The sequence below is a fragment of the Citrobacter sp. CtB7.12 genome, from assembly GCF_001297795.1.
Lineage (GTDB): Bacteria > Pseudomonadota > Gammaproteobacteria > Enterobacterales > Enterobacteriaceae > Citrobacter_A > Citrobacter_A amalonaticus.
The window spans coordinates 113,990-132,520 of record NZ_LIFT01000010.1; the positions used below are offsets into that span (position 1 = coordinate 113,990).

Here is an 18,531-nt window from a genome sequence, read left to right on the forward strand (position 1 = left end):
AACTGAGATGGAAAGAACTCGTTTATCTCGAGAAATTATTGAAACCTGTCTTGAAATGACGCGCCTGGGATTAAACCAGGGGACGGCGGGAAATGTGAGCGCGCGTTATCAGGACGGTATGTTGATTACCCCGAGCGGCATTCCTTATGAACGAATGACCGAACAGATGATTGTCTACGTGGATAACGACGGCAAATACGAAGAGGGGAAATTACCGTCCAGCGAATGGCGCTTTCATCTGGCGGCTTATCAGACTCGCCCGGAAGCGAATGCTGTTGTGCATAACCACGCCATTCATTGTACCGCAGTGTCTATTCTCAACCGGCCGATCCCGGCCATCCACTATATGATTGCGGCGGCGGGAGGGAATTCCATTCCCTGCGCGCCCTACGCCACTTTTGGCACTCGCGAACTCTCAGAACATGTGGTCGTGGCGCTGAAAAATCGCAAAGCCACGCTGCTGCAACACCACGGTTTAATTGCCTGCGAGGAGAACCTGCAAAAGGCACTGTGGCTGGCGCACGAGGTGGAAGTGCTGGCGCAACTCTATATGAAGACGCTGGCGGTGATGGATCCGGTGCCGGTGTTATCCGATGAAGAAATCGCCGTAGTGCTCGAGAAGTTTAAAACCTACGGATTACGTATCGAAGAATAAGCGGTGCAGAGTCATCGTGGTTTGTGTGCCGGGTCGGACGGTCTGCGCCATCCGGCCCGCAATGCTATCGTGCCAGACGCAACTGTTGCAGGTTTCCGTCAAGCTGCAAATCGGTTTGCAACCGTGCGATATCACGGCATAAGAATGCCATCTCCCGGTGAGCCTCCAGCTTCTTACGCCATTTTACCGGCACTTCATCCAGATGTGCGTAGAGACCTTCCAGCGTCTGAAACTGCACCAACAGTTGGGTGGCGCTTTTCGGGCCAATACCGGCGACGCCGGGTACTTTTGAACTGCTGATCCCCGCCAGTCCCCAGTAATCCGGCAACTGCTGCGGTTGAACGCCAAACTCTTTTTCAATGAACGGCGCATCCAGCCAGCGTTTCTGAAAGTAATCGCGAATGCGTAACGTCGGAGAGAGCAACTGGCAATAGCCTTTGTCAGTCGACACGATAGTCGCCTGGTGGCCCGCTTGTGTGACTTTTACCGCCAGGGTTGCCGCCAAATCATCGGCTTCATTGCCGCTCGACACCCAACACGCGACGCCACGCTGTTCAAAGGCCGTGCGCAGGGCGGGCATTTCATTGTGCAGTTCATCCGGCATCGGTGGACGACCGGCTTTGTAGTCCGGAAGACGCTGGTGACGCCATCCACTGTTACGCGCTTCATCATCAAACACCGCCACGGCGTGGGTGGGCTGGCTGTGGACAATCAGCTGGTCAAGCGCGTGCAGACAGGTCTCCACACAGGGCGAACCCTGAACGGCATGGATCCGGCGAATTAAATTGAGTGCATCGACGATGAGCAGATGGACAGCCACGGTGTTCTCCCTTACCAGTCAGCGTGTAGGGTAACATTCAGGACGGAAGCAGGCTATTGCAGGAGGCTAAAACGGGAAGAGGCCTCGCAAAATGAGGCCTCTGAGTGCACGATTAATCGCAGGTGACAATCTTCATGGCCAGGCCGCCGCGAGAGGTTTCGCGGTACTTGGCGTTCATGTCTTTACCGGTTTCGTACATGGTTTCGATGACTTTATCGAGACAAACGCGAGGTTCGCTGGTACGGCGCAGGGCCATACGTGCTGCGTTGACCGCCTTGACGGATGCAATGGCGTTACGCTCAATGCACGGTACCTGAACCTGTCCTGCAACTGGATCGCAGGTCAGACCGAGGTTGTGTTCCATACCGATTTCCGCAGCAATACACACCTGCATCGGACTGCCGCCCAGCAGTTCTGCCAGACCGGCCGCCGCCATCGAGCAGGCCACACCGACTTCGCCCTGACAGCCCACTTCCGCGCCGGAAATGGAGGCATTCATCTTGTACAGTGAGCCAATCGCACTGGCGACCAGCATGTAGCGTGCCAGTGAGTTAGCGTTCACTTCGCGGATGAATTTGTCGTAGTAGGCGAGCACGGCTGGCACGATACCACAGGCGCCGTTCGTCGGTGCAGTAACCACGCGTCCGCCAGCGGCGTTCTCTTCGTTTACCGCCAGAGCGAACATGTTGATCCAGTCAACGACCGCCATCGGATCGGTGGTGGTTTTGTCGCTGCTCACCAGCATACGACGCAGCGCTGCCGCACGGCGGGGAACGCGCAGTTTTCCAGGCAGAACGCCCTCGGTGGTGATGCCGCGCTCAATGCCGCTGCGCATTACCTCCCAGACGTTAGCAAAGTGCTGTTCCAGCTCTTCTTTGCTGTGTAATGCCAGTTCGTTTTGCATCATCAGACCGGAAAGGGAAAGTCCGGTTTCCTGACAGTGTTTTTGCAAATCGGCAGCCGATTTGTACGGATACGGTACGTTGACCGGCGCACTGTTCGGTAAACCGAAATGTTCTTCATCAACGATGAAACCACCGCCAATGGAGTAATAAGTCTGGCTGTAGAGGACGTTATCGCCCGCCAGCGCGGTAATGCGCATCCCGTTCTCGTGCAGAGACAGGTTATCGGCATGGAAATTCATGCACTTATCAACCGGGAATTCAACTTCATGCTGACCGTTCGCCAGCAGCAGTCGCCCGTGGGTGTTCACATCCTGGATGAAGCCCGGGATGGCGTCGATGTCGACGGTATCCGGCAGATTTCCCGCCAGACCCATGATAATCGCGATATCGGTGTGGTGGCCTTTACCCGTCAGCGACAGGGAGCCATACACATCCACCACCACGCGGGTGACATCCGTCAGAATATGGCGGGCAATCAGATCATCCGTGAATTGTTTGCCAGCTTTCATTGGTCCAACGGTGTGTGAACTGGAAGGGCCAATGCCGATTTTGAAAATATCGAATACGCTAATCATAGGGCATCCATTGCGGTTATATCAGGGAGGAAGCGCCGCCCGAAAGCGGCGCTAAACAACTTAGCTGAACAGGGAGTAGAAAATCGCGGAGATAGCAATCAGACCCATCACGACAACAAACACGTTGCTGATGTGACCGCTGTATTTACGCATTGCCGGTACTTTCTGGATTGCGTACATCGGCATCAGGAACAGGATCATCGCGATGATTGGACCACCCAGGGTTTCAATCATACCGAGGATGCTCGGGTTCAGGGTGGCGACAATCCAGGTTGTTACCAGCATGAACAGCGCAGTGATGCGGTTCAGTTTGTTGATTTCGATAGACTTGCCTTTACCACGCAGAGATTTGATAACCATCCCGTTGAAACCTTCACGCGCGCCCAGGTAGTGGCCGAGGAAGGATTTGGTGATAGCAATCATTGCGATGATCGGTGCCATCCAGGCGATGATCGGCGCATTAAAGTGGTTTGCCAGGTAAGACAGAATCGAGATGTTCTGCTCTTTCGCTGCCGCCAGATCCGCCGGAGTCAGACTCAGTACGCAACTGAAGACAAAGAACATCACCGTCAGCACCATCATGATGTGAGCGAATGCCAGAATCTTCGAGCATTTTTTCTCTGCCGCGTCGCCGTACTCTTCACGCTTCGCTACCGCGAAAGAAGAGATAATCGGAGAGTGGTTGAAAGAGAACACCATCACCGGAATCGCCAGCCACAGGGTCATCCACAGACCGTTGCCAGTCGTAGCCGCAGAATCAAAGGACAGGGTTTCCAGCGCAGCACCGCTCCACTGTGGGATCAGGTACAGTGCCAGCAGCATCAGTGCAGCGACAAACGGGAACACCAGGATGCTCATTGCCTTCACGATCATCTGCTCACCGAAGCGAACGATAGTCATCATCCCGACAATCAGGATCAGCGACAGGATCGCACGCGGTGGCGGGGTGATGGATAACTGGTGAGTCAGGAAGCTCTCAACCGTGTTGGTGATCGCGACACTATAGACCAACAGAATCGGGTAAATCGCGAAGAAGTACAGCAGGGTAATCAGTTTACCCGCGCCGATACCAAAGTGCTCTTCAACTACTTCTGTGATGTCTTCACCCGGATTTTTGCCGGACAGCACAAAGCGAGTCAGACCACGGTGGGCGAAGAAGGTCATCGGGAAGGCGAGGATTGCCATGATGATCAGTGGGATCATCCCACCGACACCTGCGTTGATTGGCAGGAACAATACGCCCGCACCGATAGCCGTGCCATAAAGGCCCAGCATCCACATGGTATCGGTCTTGCGCCATGCGCTTCGTGATTCAGTCGAAGCAATTGTGCTGGTTTGAATGGTTTCCATCTATTTCTCCTGGAGGAAGCTAAAAATCAGGAAAATGTTCCTGACCGTAAAACGAAATTCTTGCAGCGACGATTTTTATAAAATTTTTAACCGTAGTAATTTGCGGGCAGAAAGATACATTTAACTAATGAATCTATCAGTGATCGCGATCTCAAATGCAATAATCCACTTCTAATGTGGATATTTTTGGATCATTGGTCTGTTAAAAAATCATCACAGCGAATTTACGCGTGCGAAGGCTAGCATTAACAACATATTGACAGAAAGGATTGCCAGACAGATGCGGAGGTTACGTTGTAAAAAGCGATCTTTATAGTGGTTTGTGGTGACTAATTTAAATTATGGATGATAAAACGCGGTTGCATTAGCGAGGTAATCGTTTGCGTAGCGATATTTTTTGTATGATGTATTAGCAGGCTTAATAAAGTGAACGTGTTATCTCATTGGTAATTATAGAAAAACCGGAAGGGCCATTCGCCGCTCCCGGTCCATGAAACGCTTTTCGCGTCAGGCGCAAATTTCGTAGCAGGGGATATAGGCGGTGCCTGGCAGCTTCATACGGTGCTGCGCAACAAAACCTTGCAGGAGATCGTCCATGCGACGCATCATTTTACTGTCGCCGTGGATTTTGTATGGCCCAAACTCTTCAATGGCGCGGATACCCACTTCCTTAACGTTACCCGCTACAATGCCGGAGAAGGCGCGACGCAGGTCTGCCGCCAGTACCTCAACCGGTTGGTCAGGGTACAGCTTCAGGTTGGCCATGTTCTCGTGGGACGGTTCGAACGGCATTTGCAGATCCGGCGTGATACGAATCGACCAGTTGAAGCTGTAGGCATCACCGGTATCACGACGGTTCTCTTTCACCAGCGGCATCGCTTTTTTCATCAGGCGCGCCACTTCTGCTGCGTCATCAATGATAATGCGGTAATGCGTGCGCGCGGCTTCTCCCAGCGTATGCACGATGAACTCATCCAGCACGCGGAAGTAATCAGCGCTCTCTTTCGGGCCGGTGAGGATGAGCGGTAGAACCTGATCTTTGTTCGCCGGATTCATCAGGATCCCCAACAGATACAGTAACTCTTCCGCTGTACCGACACCGCCCGGGAAGATGATAATGCCGTGGGCGATACGCACGAAGGCTTCCAGACGTTTTTCAATGTCCGGCATAATGATCAGTTCGTTAACCAGCGGGTTCGGTGGTTCAGCGGCGATAATCGACGGCTCAGTCATCCCAATAAAACGGCTGTCTTTATAACGCTGTTGCGCATGACCCACCGCGGCGCCTTTCATCGGCGCTTCCATCGCGCCAGGCCCGCAACCAGTACAGATGTTCAGCTCGCGCAGACCTAACTGTGTCCCGACGCGTCGGGCGTACAGGTATTCGTTTTCATTAATCGAGTGGCCGCCCCAGCAGACCACCATGTTTGGCGCTTCGCCCACGTGCAGCGCTCTGGCATTGCGCAAAATAGAGAACACCAGGTTAGTAATGTGCACGGAGCTTTCGAGATCCAGATGCTGGAAACGGCCCGCGTTATGAATCTGCCCGTTAACAAACAGAATATCGCGCAGCACGGCAAACAAGTTCGCCTGCAGTGCGCGAATGATACGGCCATCGACGAAGGCATCTTCTGGCGGGTTGATCAGTTCCAGCTTCACGCCGCGTTCGCGACGCAGCACGTTAATGTCGAAACTTTCAAAGCGGGACAGCAGCTCTTTGCTGTTGTCAGTCAGACTGCCGGAGTTTAAAACGGCAAGCGAACAGTTACGAAACAGTTGATACAGGTCGCTGCTGGCCGTGCGTTTAAGCATATCGACTTCCAGTTGCGACAACATGTCCATTGAGCCAAGCGGGCTAATATGTGTAATCAAGTAAACTCCTTATGGGACGCAAAACGTCATTCCCTGTAGAGTACAATAGCCCTGGCTTATGACCTTTCACAACCTTACGCGTGGAATCCGACCCGCAAAATTGTGAAATAATTCACTGTCGAACTAATCTGCCGGTTGCCGGAACGAAGTCGGTGTTGCTCCGCCATGGGTTAATATCCAGACCACCACGGCGCGTATAGCGTGCATAAACGCTCAGTTTTTCCGGCTGACAGAAGCGTAGCAGGTCGTTGAAAATGCGTTCTACGCACTGCTCGTGAAACTCGTTATGATGGCGGAAAGAGATCAGATAACGGAGTAGTTTTTCGCGATCGATCTTGCGTCCGCGATACTGAATTTGTATGGAGCCCCAGTCCGGCTGATGGGTGATCAGACAGTTTGATTTCAACAGATGACTCACCAGCGTCTCTTCTACCACTTTTTCACCGCTGGTGGCGGACTGCAGATAATCGGTAGTGAACTGGTAGTTATCGATGTCAATGTCCTGATCATCAATGCAGGTGCCGTGAAAATGCGCGACCGGCTGTCCTTCCAGCTCATCGAGACGGTATAGCGCAACGGTCACTTTCCCTTCAGCACAGGCGCGCAAATCGTTTTCCAGCGTCTGTTGTACCGCTTCCCAGGAGTCAAACCGCGTCTGGTTAAAACTGTTCAGATACAGCTTAAAGCTTTTGGATTCAATCAGATTGAGGCTGGTGTAATCCAGTTCCACATGACCCACCGCCACCTGTGGTAATCCCCTGGCATTCAGCCATGACAGTTCATACAACGTCCAGATATCGGCACCGTGAAACGGCAGGCTGTCAGCTTTTAGACCCAGCGGGTCGCGATTCAGACTGCGAGGCACGCCCTGTAACAGGCTGGGGTCGTAAATATCCCGGTAATCCGTTGATTTACCGAGCGTCAGGCCATCAAGAGCCTGATGGTTTTCATAAGAAGACATGTTTCACCGTCATAAACCAGATACACTATGCGCCAAGTGTATCCTGGCTTTTATGAAGAGAGAAACCGGTGGACGAACAGACAGCTTTAGCCCTGAAGGATTTTACAGCGCGTTACTGTGACGCATGGCATGCAAAAAACAGCAGTTGGCCGATGAGCGAAGAACTGTATGGCGTGCCTTCTCCCTGCATTATCTCGACTACCCGTGATGCTGTGTACTGGCAACCGCAGCCGTTTGAAGGTGAACAGAATGTAAACGCGGTTGAACGCGCCTTCGATATTGTGGTACAACCTGCGCTTCACGCATTTTATACCACGCAGTTTGCCGGGGATATGCGCGCGCAGTCAGGCAGCGAAACGCTGACGCTGTTGCAAACCTGGAGCGAGGATGATTTCAGACGGGTTCAGGAGAACCTGATTGGTCATCTGGTGACGCAGAAACGTTTGAAACTGTCGCCGACCCTTTTTATTGCCACACTGGACAATGAACTGGAGGTCATTTCGCTCTGCAATCTGTCGGGGGAAGTGATCAAAGAAACGCTGGGAACCCGTAATCGTTCCGTCCTGGCCCCTTCTCTTGCGGATTTCCTTACGCACCTTAATCCTCTTCTGTAATCCATTTCACTCATGAATATGTGAGAGATCTCTTACAAGCCCTGTAGGAGATCGCCAGGTAGTAAATGAAGATATCACGAAGTAAAAATGGCTAATAACCTAATAAATCATCGAGTTAATGATTTTATGTCAACTTTCATATGAAATTTTCCTTAAGGCATTGCCTGTAAGCATCTTGTAAGACGGCGTGAAAAAGGCGATTCTATGTACGTCGACAGGGAGTCGCACAACGAAGTGAACATCAGGATGATGACACTTCAGCAGGACACACCAGGACGGTGTTACAGGGAAAGGCTTCAGGATGAAGTGAAGAGGATAACGCGGGAATGCGTTAAAGGACACCTCCAGGAAGGAGAACGAGAGCCGGTCAGGATAGTCGGTGGGTCAGGATGGCCAGGATGCTTCAGGATGAAGTAATCACATCGGGGTGGTGTGAGCAGGATGCAAAATGTTCAGGATGAACAACAGGTCGCAAGACCAGAGGAAAAGTTGTCACGGATGAGCAGGGAGCACAAAAAGTAGCTGGAATGCTGCGAAACGAACCGGGAGCACTGTTTTTACAGTGCTCCCTTTTTTTGCTTCTCATTTTACTGGTGGTATCCTTCGCGCCAGATTTTTCATCATTGAGGTGACTTTCATGACGACTCATGACCGTGTGCGTCAGCAGCTTCATGCACTTGAAGCGTTGCTGCGTGAGCATCAACACTGGCGGATGGATGAACCCGAAGCCCACCTGTTTACCAGCACCCAACCGTTTTGTATGGATACGATGGAACCCATTGAGTGGCTGCAATGGGTCCTTATCCCCCGCATGCATGCGCTACTGGACAGTGCGCAACCGCTGCCCGAGGCGTTTGCCGTCGCACCTTATTACGAAATGGCGCTGACCACCGATCATCCGCAGCGCGAAATCCTGCTGGAGGCGTTGCAGGCGCTGGATGCGCTTTTTGCGCAAGATAAATCCTGATGCTGGAAATTCTGTATCAGGATGAATGGCTGGTTGCGGTCAACAAGCCTTCCGGCTGGCTGGTGCACCGCAGCTGGCTGGATCGAGACGAAAAAGTGGTGGTGATGCAGACCGTGCGTGACCAGATTGGTCAGCATGTGTTTACCGCGCATCGCCTCGACAGACCAACATCCGGCGTCCTGCTGATGGGCTTATCCAGTGAAGCCGGACGCCGTCTCGCGCAGCAGTTTGAGCAACACCAGATCCATAAGCGCTATCACGCCATTGTCCGTGGTTGGTTAATGGAAGAGGCGGTACTCGATTATCCGCTGGTGGAGGAACTGGATAAAATCGCCGACAAGTTTGCCCGCGAAAACAAAGACCCACAGCCTGCGGTAACTCATTACCGTGGCCTCGCCACCGTTGAAATGCCCGTGGCAACCAGGCGTTATCCGACGACTCGTTACGGACTGGTGGAACTGGATCCGCAAACGGGACGCAAGCATCAGCTCAGACGTCATCTGGCGCACCTGCGCCATCCGATTATTGGCGACAGCAAGCATGGCGATTTGCGGCAGAACCGCAGTGCAGCGGAACATTTTGGCTGCAACCGACTGATGCTGCATGCCAGCCAGCTTTCGCTGACTCATCCGTTTACCGGTGAACCGTTGACGATTCATGCCGGGCTGGATACGGTCTGGATGCAGGCGCTATCACAGTTTGGCTGGCAGGGACTTCTCCCTGATAATGAAAGGGTTGAGTTAAGTGAGCCAGCAGGTCAGGATGAACGCATACGTTCTTCATTCAGGGAGTAATTAAGCATGGCGGAAATCGGGATTTTTGTCGGGACAATGTATGGTAACGCGCTACTGGTGGCCGAAGAGGCCGAAGCGATCCTGACGGCCCAGGGGCACAATGCGACCGTTTTTGAAGATCCTGAACTGACGGACTGGCAGAAATATCAGGATAAAATCGCGCTGGTGGTCACCTCAACGACCGGGCAGGGCGATTTACCTGACAGCATTGTGCCGTTGTTTCAGGGAATCAAAGACCAACTGGGTTTCCAGCCAAATCTGCGTTACGGCGTGATTGCGTTAGGCGACAGCAGCTACGTCAATTTCTGTAATGGCGGTAAACAGTTTGATGCCCTGTTACAGGAGCAAAGCGCGCAGCGCGTGGGGGAAATGTTGTTGATTGATGCCAGTGAGCACCCGGAGCCCGAAAGCGAATCCAATCCCTGGGTTGAACATTGGGGCACACTCTTATCCTGAGAGTGAACCCTCCCCCTACCGGGAGGGGCTCTCTTATGGTGCCAGGCACGGGAACAACCTGATGCTATGCTACCCATACTGAATCGAGTTAGCCTCGGGCAAACGCCCCTAAATACCCTCAACACAGAAGGGTTTTTAGGGGCGTTTTCATAGGGTCAAGCGACCTGTTTCACACTCCTGCCTTTTCCACGTAAGTCCCACGCGATTTCCGTTACAGGTTTTCAATTCCGTGAAGTCGCTTCCATCACCCTGGGCTTTTGCCATAAACATAAGTGATACATCACCTAAATGTTGGGTTCTTGCACGGTGAGCAAGAACCGGGTGCTTTTTATACTTCTCCTGCCAGTTATAAAAAATGCAGTTAGCAAGGCGAACGACCTAATAAAAGCTGCAATAAAAAACACGAAACGTCACCTCTGATCCCCTACCAGTTGTGCTGTTCAGAGTGAGCGTGACTAACGCGAAAATTCAGGAGTGCAACAATGAGTTCATTAAGTCAGGCTGCGAGCGGTGCGGAAAAACGCACCAATGCCCGCTACTGGATAGTGGTGATGTTGTTTATCGTCACCTCCTTCAACTATGGCGACCGCGCCACCTTATCCATTGCTGGTTCGGAGATGGCCAAAGATATTGGTCTGGATCCGGTCGGCATGGGTTACGTTTTCTCTGCGTTCTCATGGGCCTACGTTATCGGGCAGATCCCGGGCGGCTGGCTGCTGGACCGTTTTGGTTCCAAACGCGTTTACTTCTGGTCCATCTTCATTTGGTCCATGTTTACCCTGTTACAGGGCTTCGTCGATATCTTCAGCGGATTCGGCATTATCGTCGCGCTGTTTACCTTGCGCTTCCTCGTCGGTCTGGCGGAAGCGCCGTCCTTCCCCGGCAACAGTCGCATCGTCGCGGCCTGGTTCCCGGCACAGGAGAGGGGAACGGCGGTCGCAATCTTTAACTCTGCGCAGTACTTTGCCACCGTTATTTTTGCCCCAATCATGGGCTGGCTGACGCACGAAGTGGGTTGGTCGCATGTGTTCTTCTTTATGGGCGGCCTTGGGATTGTCATCAGCTTTATCTGGCTGAAAGTGATCCACGAGCCAAACCAGCATCCGGGCGTGAACAAGAAAGAGCTGGAATACATAGCAGAAGGCGGTGCGCTGATCAACATGGATCAGAAAGACACCAAAGCCAAAGTGCCGCTTAGCGTGAAATGGGGACAGGTCAAGCAGTTGCTGGGTTCCCGCATGATGATCGGTGTGTATATCGGTCAGTACTGCATTAACGCGCTGACCTACTTCTTTATCACCTGGTTCCCGGTTTATCTGGTACAGGCTCGCGGTATGTCGATCCTGAAAGCGGGCTTTGTGGCCTCGGTTCCTGCGGTGTGCGGATTTATCGGCGGGGTGCTGGGCGGCATTATCTCCGACTGGCTGATGCGTCGGACCGGCTCACTGAACATTGCGCGTAAAACGCCTATCGTGATGGGGATGTTGTTGTCGATGGTGATGGTGTTCTGTAACTACGTCAACGTCGAGTGGATGATCATCGGTTTCATGGCGCTGGCGTTCTTTGGTAAGGGCATCGGTGCCCTGGGCTGGGCGGTGATGGCTGATACAGCGCCGAAAGAGATCAGCGGCCTGAGCGGGGGTCTGTTCAACATGTTCGGCAACATCTCTGGCATCGTGACACCCATTGCCATTGGCTACATCGTTGGCACGACCGGCTCCTTCAACGGTGCGCTGATTTATGTGGGCGTGCATGCGTTGATCGCGGTACTGAGCTACCTGGTGCTGGTGGGGGATATTAAACGTATCGAACTGAAACCGGTCGCAGGACAACTATCATGACGACACAATCCAGCCCCGTTATCACGGACATGAAGGTCATTCCGGTCGCCGGACATGACAGTATGCTCCTCAACATTGGCGGTGCGCATAACGCGTATTTTACCCGCAATATCGTGGTGCTAACCGATAACGCCGGGAACACCGGCGTCGGTGAAGCGCCGGGCGGAGAGGTTATCTACCAGACGCTGGTTGATGCCATTCCGATGGTGCTCGGTCAGGAAGTGGCCCGACTGAATAAAGTGGTCCAGCAGGTCCACAAAGGCAATCAGGCCGCTGACTTTGATACGTTTGGCAAAGGCGCCTGGACATTCGAACTGCGTGTCAATGCGGTGGCCGCGCTGGAAGCCGCGCTGCTTGATCTGCTGGGCAAGGCGCTCAACGTGCCGGTCTGCGAACTGTTAGGGCCAGGCAAGCAGCGTGATGCAGTGACCGTGCTCGGTTATCTTTTCTACGTGGGCGACAGAACCAAAACCGATCTGCCTTATCTGGAGACCACACCGGGCAACCATGACTGGTATCACCTGCGCCATCAGGAAGCACTCAACAGCGATGCCGTGGTGCGTCTGGCGGAAGCCTCGCAGGATCGCTACGGTTTTAAAGATTTCAAACTCAAAGGCGGCGTGCTGCCAGGTGAGCAAGAGATCGATACCGCTCGCGCGCTGAAAAAGCGATTCCCGGATGCGCGTATTACCGTTGATCCCAACGGTGCCTGGCTGCTTGAAGAGGCGATCACGCTGTGCAAAGGGTTGAACGATGTGCTCACTTACGCAGAAGATCCGTGTGGCGCCGAGCAGGGCTTTTCCGGGCGCGAAGTGATGGCCGAATTCCGTCGCGCCACGGGATTGCCGGTGGCGACGAACATGATCGCCACTAACTGGCGCGAAATGGGCCATGCGGTAATGCTGAATGCCGTTGATATCCCGCTTGCCGATCCGCATTTCTGGACGCTTTCCGGTGCGGTACGTGTGGCACAGTTGTGCGACGACTGGGGGCTGACCTGGGGCTGCCACTCTAACAACCACTTCGATATTTCACTGGCGATGTTTACCCACGTTGGCGCGGCAGCGCCGGGTAAACCGACCGCCATCGACACGCACTGGATCTGGCAGGAGGGCGATTGCCGCCTGACGAAAAATCCTCTTGAGATTAAAAACGGAAAAATTGCTGTCCCTCACGCGCCTGGACTGGGTGTTGAACTGGATTGGGATCAGGTGCAGAAGGCGCATGACGCTTACAAAAAACTGCCAGGCGGTGCGCGAAATGACGCCGGTCCGATGCAGTACCTGATCCCCGGCTGGACTTTTGACCGTAAACGTCCCGTTTTCGGCCGTCACTGACTTGTATAAGGACTCAACAATGAACGCACAATTTACTACTCCTGTTGTAACGGCAATGCAGGTTATTCCGGTTGCGGGCCACGACAGTATGCTGATGAACCTGAGCGGAGCGCATGCCCCGTTCTTCACGCGTAATATTGTGATTATCAAAGATAATTCCGGTCATACTGGCGTGGGTGAAATCCCCGGTGGCGAAAAAATCCGTAAGACGCTGGAAGACGCGATCCCGCTGGTGGTGGGTAAACAGCTTGGTGAGTACAAAAACGTGCTGAATGCGGTGCGCAATACTTTTGCCGATCGTGACTCAGGCGGCCGCGGTCTGCAAACGTTTGACCTGCGTACCACCATCCACGTGGTCACCGGCATTGAAGCTGCGCTGCTGGATCTGCTGGGACAGCATCTGGGCGTAAACGTGGCGTCTTTGCTGGGGGACGGTCAACAGCGTAGCGAAGTAGAAATGCTCGGCTATCTGTTCTTCGTCGGTAACCGCAAAGCCACACCGCTGCCGTATCAGAGCCAACCGGATGAGCAATGCGACTGGTATCGTCTGCGTCATGAAGAAGCGATGACACCCGATGCGGTCGTCCGTCTGGCAGAAGCGGCGTATGAAAAATACGGTTTCAATGACTTCAAACTGAAAGGCGGCGTGCTGGCTGGGGAAGAAGAGGCGGAGTCGATTGTGGCGCTGGCAAAACGCTTCCCACAGGCGCGCGTCACGCTGGATCCTAACGGTGCCTGGTCACTGAATGAAGCGATCAAAATCGGTAAATACCTGAAAGGTTCGCTGGCCTACGCGGAAGATCCGTGTGGTGCTGAGCAGGGCTTCTCGGGTCGTGAGGTGATGGCGGAGTTCCGTCGCGCCACCGGTCTGCCGACCGCGACCAATATGATCGCCACCGACTGGCGTCAGATGGGCCATACGCTGTCATTACAGTCGGTGGATATCCCGCTGGCTGACCCGCACTTCTGGACGATGCAGGGTTCTGTGCGCGTCGCGCAGATGTGCCATGAGTTCGGTCTGACCTGGGGTTCACACTCCAATAACCACTTTGACATTTCGTTGGCGATGTTTACCCATGTGGCTGCGGCGGCGCCGGGCAAGATCACGGCGATCGACACTCACTGGATCTGGCAGGAAGGCAACCAGCGTCTGACCAAAGCGCCGTTTGAAATTAAAGGCGGTATGGTGCAGGTACCGGCGAAACCGGGTCTGGGCGTTGAACTGGATATGGACCAGGTAATGAAAGCTCACGAGCTGTATCAGAAGCATGGTCTGGGCGCGCGTGATGACGCGATGGGGATGCAGTATCTGATCCCGAACTGGACGTTCGATAACAAACGTCCATGCATGGTTCGTTAAGATGTCGACCGGTCCCAAAAGGACCGGTTATTTTTTATTGGTAAACCGGGTGTATGCTTAGCTGAGTCAACATGCGTAAGGACGGCTTATGAAAATAGTGATCGCACCGGACTCGTATAAGGAAAGTTTGAGTGCTCTCGAGGTGGCGAACGCCATTGAGCAAGGTTTTCGTGAAATCTGGCCCGATGCGGATTACGTAAAACTTCCGGTTGCTGATGGCGGTGAAGGAACAGTTGAAGCCATGGTGGCGGCGACGGCGGGACGCATTGTTGATGTCGACGTCACGGGTCCGCTGGGGGAACCCGTCACCGCGTTTTTCGGCTTATCCGGCGACGAGCGCACGGCTTTCATTGAGATGGCGGCAGCCAGCGGCCTGGAGCAGGTGCCTGTCGCGTTACGCGATCCATTAAAGACAACCTCCTGGGGAACCGGGGAGTTGATTCGTCATGCGCTGGATGCTGGCGTAGATCATATTATTATCGGGCTCGGCGGCAGTGCGACCAACGACGGCGGTGCGGGCATGGTGCAGGCGTTGGGGGCAAAATTGCTCGATGCCCGGCAGAATGAAATTGGTAAGGGCGGAGCAGCGCTCGATGCGCTTACACGGATCGATATCAGCCAGTTGGATCCGCGTCTTGCCGCATGCCGTATTGAAGTCGCGTGTGATGTGACTAACCCGCTGACCGGTAAAGAGGGGGCGTCAGCGGTGTTTGGTCCACAGAAAGGGGCTACGGCAGAGACGATCGATCGTCTGGATACAGCACTGGTGCATTATGCGCAGATTATCACCCGCGATCTGGAGGTGGATGTCCTTGAACTGGCTGGCGGCGGTGCGGCAGGCGGGATGGGCGCGGCGCTGTATGCGTTTTGCGGTGCGCAACTGCGACGCGGAATTGAGATAGTCACCGATGCGCTACAACTGGATGCATGCGTTGCGGATGCCGATCTGGTGGTGACCGGCGAAGGGCGCATGGATAGCCAGACGATCCACGGTAAAGTTCCGGTAGGAGTGGCGAAGGTGGCAAAGCGCTACCACAAACCGGTGATCGGTATTGCCGGTAGCCTGACGGCCGATGTCGGCATCGTCCATGAACATGGGCTGGATGCCGTCTTTAGCGTGATTTATACCATCTGTACGCTGGACGATGCGTTGAAGAACGCCGCAGAGAACGTGCGCATGACCGCGCGCAACGTCGCGGCGACGCTCAAAATGGGACAGACGCTACGCTGATCGACAGGCCGGATGGCGCGCTGCCTGTCCGGCCTACAATAGCCATTTTCGCGCTTCACGCGCCACGTTATCCATCTCGTCCAGCAGTTCCAGAAACTCGGGTTCCAGATCTTCTTCTGGCGTCCCTTCGCGTAACTGGCTTTCCAGCAACTGACACAAATTCTTCATGCGCGGTACGCCGCTATAACCGCAACTGCCATGCAGCTTATGAATCAAATCGATTAATCCTTGTGGATTTTCCCCTACCAACTGCTCTTCGATTTTATTACGCACTTCCGGCAGAAAATCGATCAGCATTTGCAGCATATCGCGTGCCAGATCGGGTTTTCCGGCGGCCTGGCGTAGCGCCAGTTGCCAGTCCAGCGTGGCATTTGGGTTGAAAACCGGTTCGATCGGTTCAGCGCTAAGCCGGCGTGTCGGAACACTTGCGCCAGGTTTGTAGCGTTGCAGCAGATTAAACAGCTTCTCTTCTTCGATCGGTTTTGCCAGATAGTCATTCATTCCGGCACTCAGCAATTTCTCTTTCTGGCCTGCCATCGCGTGCGCGGTGACGGCGATCACCGGGGTTTGCTGTTGATGAGGAAGCTGGTGGATCAGTTCGCAAGCCCGAATGCCATCCATGTCCGGCATCTGAATATCCATCAGGATCAGATCAAACTGCATCTGCTTCGCGCGATCGACCGCCTGTTGGCCGCTATCACACAGCTCAACATGTTGAACCAGATCGTCCAGCAGTGCGCCAATCAGCTTCAGGTTGGCTGGATTATCATCAACCGCCATAACCGTCATGGCAATTTTGCTTTCGTCTGAGACCAGCGCGCTTTCGGGGTGATTCTGACGACACAAATCCACCAGCGCGGGCAGCAGACGCGTGGAGGTCAGGGGTTTTAGCAGACAACTTGCCACACCGTCCTGTTTGAGTTTCTCGGCGTTCACCTGAGCGTGGCACGGCAGCGCCAGCATCAGGAATTCGGTCATTTTGGTTGCCTGAATCAGCCGCTCGTGCTGCATTGTCAGCGGCTCTTTGAAGGTGACGGCAACGCCAAGCAGCATAAAGTCGTAGTGCTCAACGGCCAGTGCGGAAAACGTTGGGCTATAAATCACCTCCAGCGGCGTTTCGCTAAGAATATCCAGCGTACACTGCGCGGCGGCGGCATTTGGCTCGATGTAGGCAATACGTTTACCCACCAGGCAGGTGGTCGCCGGGCCATCCTTAATCACATTCGGATTCAGATCGAGATTGATGTGGAACCAGAAGGTTGAGCCGCGATTCGGCTGGCTGTGGAAGGAGATATCGCCGCCCATCTCGTTAACCAGCTTCTGCGTGATCACCAGCCCCAGTCCGGTACCGCCGTGGCGACGGGAAATACTGGCATCGGCCTGACGGAAAGCCTGGAACAGGCGTGACTGGTCGCGCTCGGGGATACCGATGCCGGTATCGCGGATCTGCACTTCGATCTGCACTTTGGTGTTACTCAGCGAACGCTTTTCCACCAGAATGTCGATGTTGCCGCTCTCGGTGAATTTAATCGCGTTACCGACCAGATTAGTGATGACCTGCTGCAAACGCAGCGGGTCGCCAATCACGTTATCCGGTACGTCATTCTTAATATTGAGCGTCAGCTCCAGCCCTTTGTCGTGCGATGAATGTGCCAGCAGCGTCACCACTTCATCGAGCGTATTGCGCAGGGCAAAGGGAATGCTTTCGAGAATAAGTTTACCCGCTTCCAGCTTAGAGAAATCGAGAACGTCGTTGATGATTGCCAGCAGGTTATTTGCCGAACGCTCGATGGTATTCAGGTGGTCGCGCTGGGTGGTATTCAGCTCGGTTTTCAGCGTCAGGCGCGTAAAGCCGATCACGCCGTTCAGCGGGGTACGCAGCTCATGGGACATGTTGGCCAAAAATTCAGACTTGATGCGGGCGGCTTCCTGCGCACGCTTTTTCGCGAGATCCAGCTCGACGTTTTGGATCTCCATCTGCTCGAGCGTTTCACGCAAATCGGAGGTCGCCTGATCGATATTGTGCTGCATCTCTTCGTGATAGGCCGCGAGCGACATGGCCATTGAGTTAATGCCGTTTTTCAACACATCCAGCTCGCCGAGCATAAAGCCCTCCACGCGGCTGTCGAGTTGCCCCCGGCGGATGCGGTCAACCGTATTGACCATGTTGCGAATCGGCCCTGTCACATCGCGCATCAGACGCCAGCCAAAGATCAGCGCAATGCCGATACAAAACAGCATCATGACGGAAGAAATGAAGATTTCTTTATACTGTTGTAAGCGGACCGACTTGAGATCGAGTTCAAGCGCCACATATCCCAACATATTACCCGCGTTTTTCGCATCAGTGGCCGGGGATTCGTCAAGCGAATAGCTTTCTGAAATGATCGGCGTGCGCAGGATTAAAATATCGCCCTGACCCTCAACGCTCAGTCGGCGCGGAAACGGTGAGCCCGGAGGCAGTTGCATTTCCGACGGATTGAGATTGAAATTCGAGGTGACGAAGAGGTGATTGTTCTCGTCGTAGACCGAAATCGCCCGCACAATCTCTGAGTGGCGGCGATGCAAAACGCTAATGAGCTGGCCGATGGATTCGCGGTTTTGCAGGTTCATACCGTATTCGGTAGAGACCGCGAGAGGCTCGATGATACTGGCACCGGCATCTTCCAGTTGACGCTGCAAGTCGTGGTAGCGATGCACAACGAAAAAGATACTGAGCAGTAAACCGATAAGCACGGTCGGGGCCAGGATCAGAATCATCATGCGAGCGCGCAGGCTGTAGTTGGTCATGGA

General features: G+C 53.9%; 15 protein-coding genes. 9 read left to right on the forward strand and 6 right to left on the reverse strand.

Features of this window, described 5'->3' with window-relative positions; all coding sequences use genetic code 11:
• Positions 1 to 7: 7 nt before the first annotated feature.
• Complete coding sequence (fucA, locus tag AOY24_RS14195; protein WP_044264281.1) at positions 8 to 655, forward strand: L-fuculose-phosphate aldolase; 648 nt, start codon at positions 8 to 10, stop codon at positions 653 to 655.
• Positions 656 to 719: 64 nt separating this feature from the next.
• On the opposite strand, the gene xni is transcribed toward fucA, so the two are convergent.
• The 5 genes from xni to queF form a co-directional block, all read right to left on the reverse strand.
• Positions 720 to 1,475 carry a flap endonuclease Xni gene (gene xni, locus AOY24_RS14200; RefSeq protein ID WP_044254239.1) on the reverse strand — a complete coding sequence of 252 codons (756 nt, stop codon included), beginning with the start codon at positions 1,473 to 1,475 and terminating at the stop codon, positions 720 to 722.
• Positions 1,476 to 1,587: 112 nt separating this feature from the next.
• Positions 1,588 to 2,955, reverse strand: a complete 1,368-nt coding sequence (gene sdaB / locus AOY24_RS14205; RefSeq protein WP_042999501.1) for an L-serine ammonia-lyase II — start codon at positions 2,953 to 2,955, stop codon at positions 1,588 to 1,590.
• 60 nt (positions 2,956 to 3,015) lie between these two features.
• Positions 3,016 to 4,305, reverse strand: coding sequence for an HAAAP family serine/threonine permease SdaC (sdaC, locus tag AOY24_RS14210; RefSeq protein ID WP_042999502.1), 1,290 nt, complete (start codon positions 4,303 to 4,305; stop codon positions 3,016 to 3,018).
• A 507-nt stretch (positions 4,306 to 4,812) separates the two neighbouring features.
• Positions 4,813 to 6,177: a nucleotide 5'-monophosphate nucleosidase PpnN gene (ppnN, locus tag AOY24_RS14215; RefSeq protein ID WP_044254241.1), complete on the reverse strand. Its 1,365-nt coding sequence runs from the start codon at positions 6,175 to 6,177 to the stop codon at positions 4,813 to 4,815.
• Between the two features lie 112 nt (positions 6,178 to 6,289).
• Positions 6,290 to 7,138: an NADPH-dependent 7-cyano-7-deazaguanine reductase QueF gene (gene queF / locus AOY24_RS14220; protein WP_044264277.1), complete on the reverse strand. Its 849-nt coding sequence runs from the start codon at positions 7,136 to 7,138 to the stop codon at positions 6,290 to 6,292.
• 68 nt (positions 7,139 to 7,206) lie between these two features.
• Between queF and syd the strand changes: the two genes are divergently transcribed.
• From syd to AOY24_RS14260, 8 genes are all read left to right on the forward strand, one after another.
• Positions 7,207 to 7,752 carry a SecY-interacting protein gene (gene syd / locus AOY24_RS14225; RefSeq protein ID WP_054176851.1) on the forward strand — a complete coding sequence of 182 codons (546 nt, stop codon included), beginning with the start codon at positions 7,207 to 7,209 and terminating at the stop codon, positions 7,750 to 7,752.
• Positions 7,753 to 8,389: 637 nt separating this feature from the next.
• Positions 8,390 to 8,719, forward strand: coding sequence for a YqcC family protein (locus tag AOY24_RS14230; protein ID WP_054176852.1), 330 nt, complete (start codon positions 8,390 to 8,392; stop codon positions 8,717 to 8,719).
• Entirely contained in the window at positions 8,719 to 9,513 is a 795-nt protein-coding gene (gene truC, locus AOY24_RS14235; protein ID WP_054176853.1) for a tRNA pseudouridine(65) synthase TruC, read from the forward strand. The genes AOY24_RS14230 and truC overlap by 1 nt, the downstream gene beginning before the upstream one ends.
• A gap of 6 nt (positions 9,514 to 9,519) precedes the next feature.
• Positions 9,520 to 9,969 (forward strand): flavodoxin, encoded by a 450-nt coding sequence (locus tag AOY24_RS14240; protein ID WP_042999508.1) that lies wholly within the window; start codon positions 9,520 to 9,522, stop codon positions 9,967 to 9,969.
• Positions 9,970 to 10,451: 482 nt separating this feature from the next.
• Complete coding sequence (gene gudP / locus AOY24_RS14245) at positions 10,452 to 11,810, forward strand: galactarate/glucarate/glycerate transporter GudP (RefSeq protein ID WP_042999509.1); 1,359 nt, start codon at positions 10,452 to 10,454, stop codon at positions 11,808 to 11,810.
• Positions 11,807 to 13,147, forward strand: coding sequence for an enolase C-terminal domain-like protein (locus AOY24_RS14250; RefSeq protein WP_042999510.1), 1,341 nt, complete (start codon positions 11,807 to 11,809; stop codon positions 13,145 to 13,147). The genes gudP and AOY24_RS14250 overlap by 4 nt, the downstream gene beginning before the upstream one ends.
• Positions 13,148 to 13,166: 19 nt before the next feature.
• Entirely contained in the window at positions 13,167 to 14,507 is a 1,341-nt protein-coding gene (gudD, locus tag AOY24_RS14255) for a glucarate dehydratase (protein WP_044254254.1), read from the forward strand.
• Between the two features lie 88 nt (positions 14,508 to 14,595).
• Positions 14,596 to 15,738 carry a glycerate kinase gene (locus AOY24_RS14260; RefSeq protein WP_054176854.1) on the forward strand — a complete coding sequence of 381 codons (1,143 nt, stop codon included), beginning with the start codon at positions 14,596 to 14,598 and terminating at the stop codon, positions 15,736 to 15,738.
• A 33-nt stretch (positions 15,739 to 15,771) separates the two neighbouring features.
• On the opposite strand, the gene barA is transcribed toward AOY24_RS14260, so the two are convergent.
• Complete coding sequence (gene barA / locus AOY24_RS14265) at positions 15,772 to 18,528, reverse strand: two-component sensor histidine kinase BarA (RefSeq protein WP_042999513.1); 2,757 nt, start codon at positions 18,526 to 18,528, stop codon at positions 15,772 to 15,774.
• Between the last annotated feature and the right edge of the window lie 3 nt (positions 18,529 to 18,531).

Bases quoted from the DNA above. Each gene is read 5' to 3' on its own strand.
- fucA (WP_044264281.1), top strand. From the start codon at position 8: ATGGAAAGAACTCGTTTATCTCGAGAAATTATTGAAACCTGTCTTGAA.
- sdaB (WP_042999501.1), bottom strand. From the start codon at position 2,955: ATGATTAGCGTATTCGATATTTTCAAAATCGGCATTGGCCCTTCCAGT.
- sdaC (WP_042999502.1), bottom strand. From the start codon at position 4,305: ATGGAAACCATTCAAACCAGCACAATTGCTTCGACTGAATCACGAAGC.
- queF (WP_044264277.1), bottom strand. From the start codon at position 7,138: ATGTCTTCTTATGAAAACCATCAGGCTCTTGATGGCCTGACGCTCGGT.
- AOY24_RS14230 (WP_054176852.1), top strand. From the start codon at position 8,390: ATGACGACTCATGACCGTGTGCGTCAGCAGCTTCATGCACTTGAAGCG.
- truC (WP_054176853.1), top strand. From the start codon at position 8,719: ATGCTGGAAATTCTGTATCAGGATGAATGGCTGGTTGCGGTCAACAAG.
- AOY24_RS14240 (WP_042999508.1), top strand. From the start codon at position 9,520: ATGGCGGAAATCGGGATTTTTGTCGGGACAATGTATGGTAACGCGCTA.
- gudP (WP_042999509.1), top strand. From the start codon at position 10,452: ATGAGTTCATTAAGTCAGGCTGCGAGCGGTGCGGAAAAACGCACCAAT.
- AOY24_RS14250 (WP_042999510.1), top strand. From the start codon at position 11,807: ATGACGACACAATCCAGCCCCGTTATCACGGACATGAAGGTCATTCCG.
- gudD (WP_044254254.1), top strand. From the start codon at position 13,167: ATGAACGCACAATTTACTACTCCTGTTGTAACGGCAATGCAGGTTATT.
- AOY24_RS14260 (WP_054176854.1), top strand. From the start codon at position 14,596: ATGAAAATAGTGATCGCACCGGACTCGTATAAGGAAAGTTTGAGTGCT.
- barA (WP_042999513.1), bottom strand. From the start codon at position 18,528: ATGACCAACTACAGCCTGCGCGCTCGCATGATGATTCTGATCCTGGCC.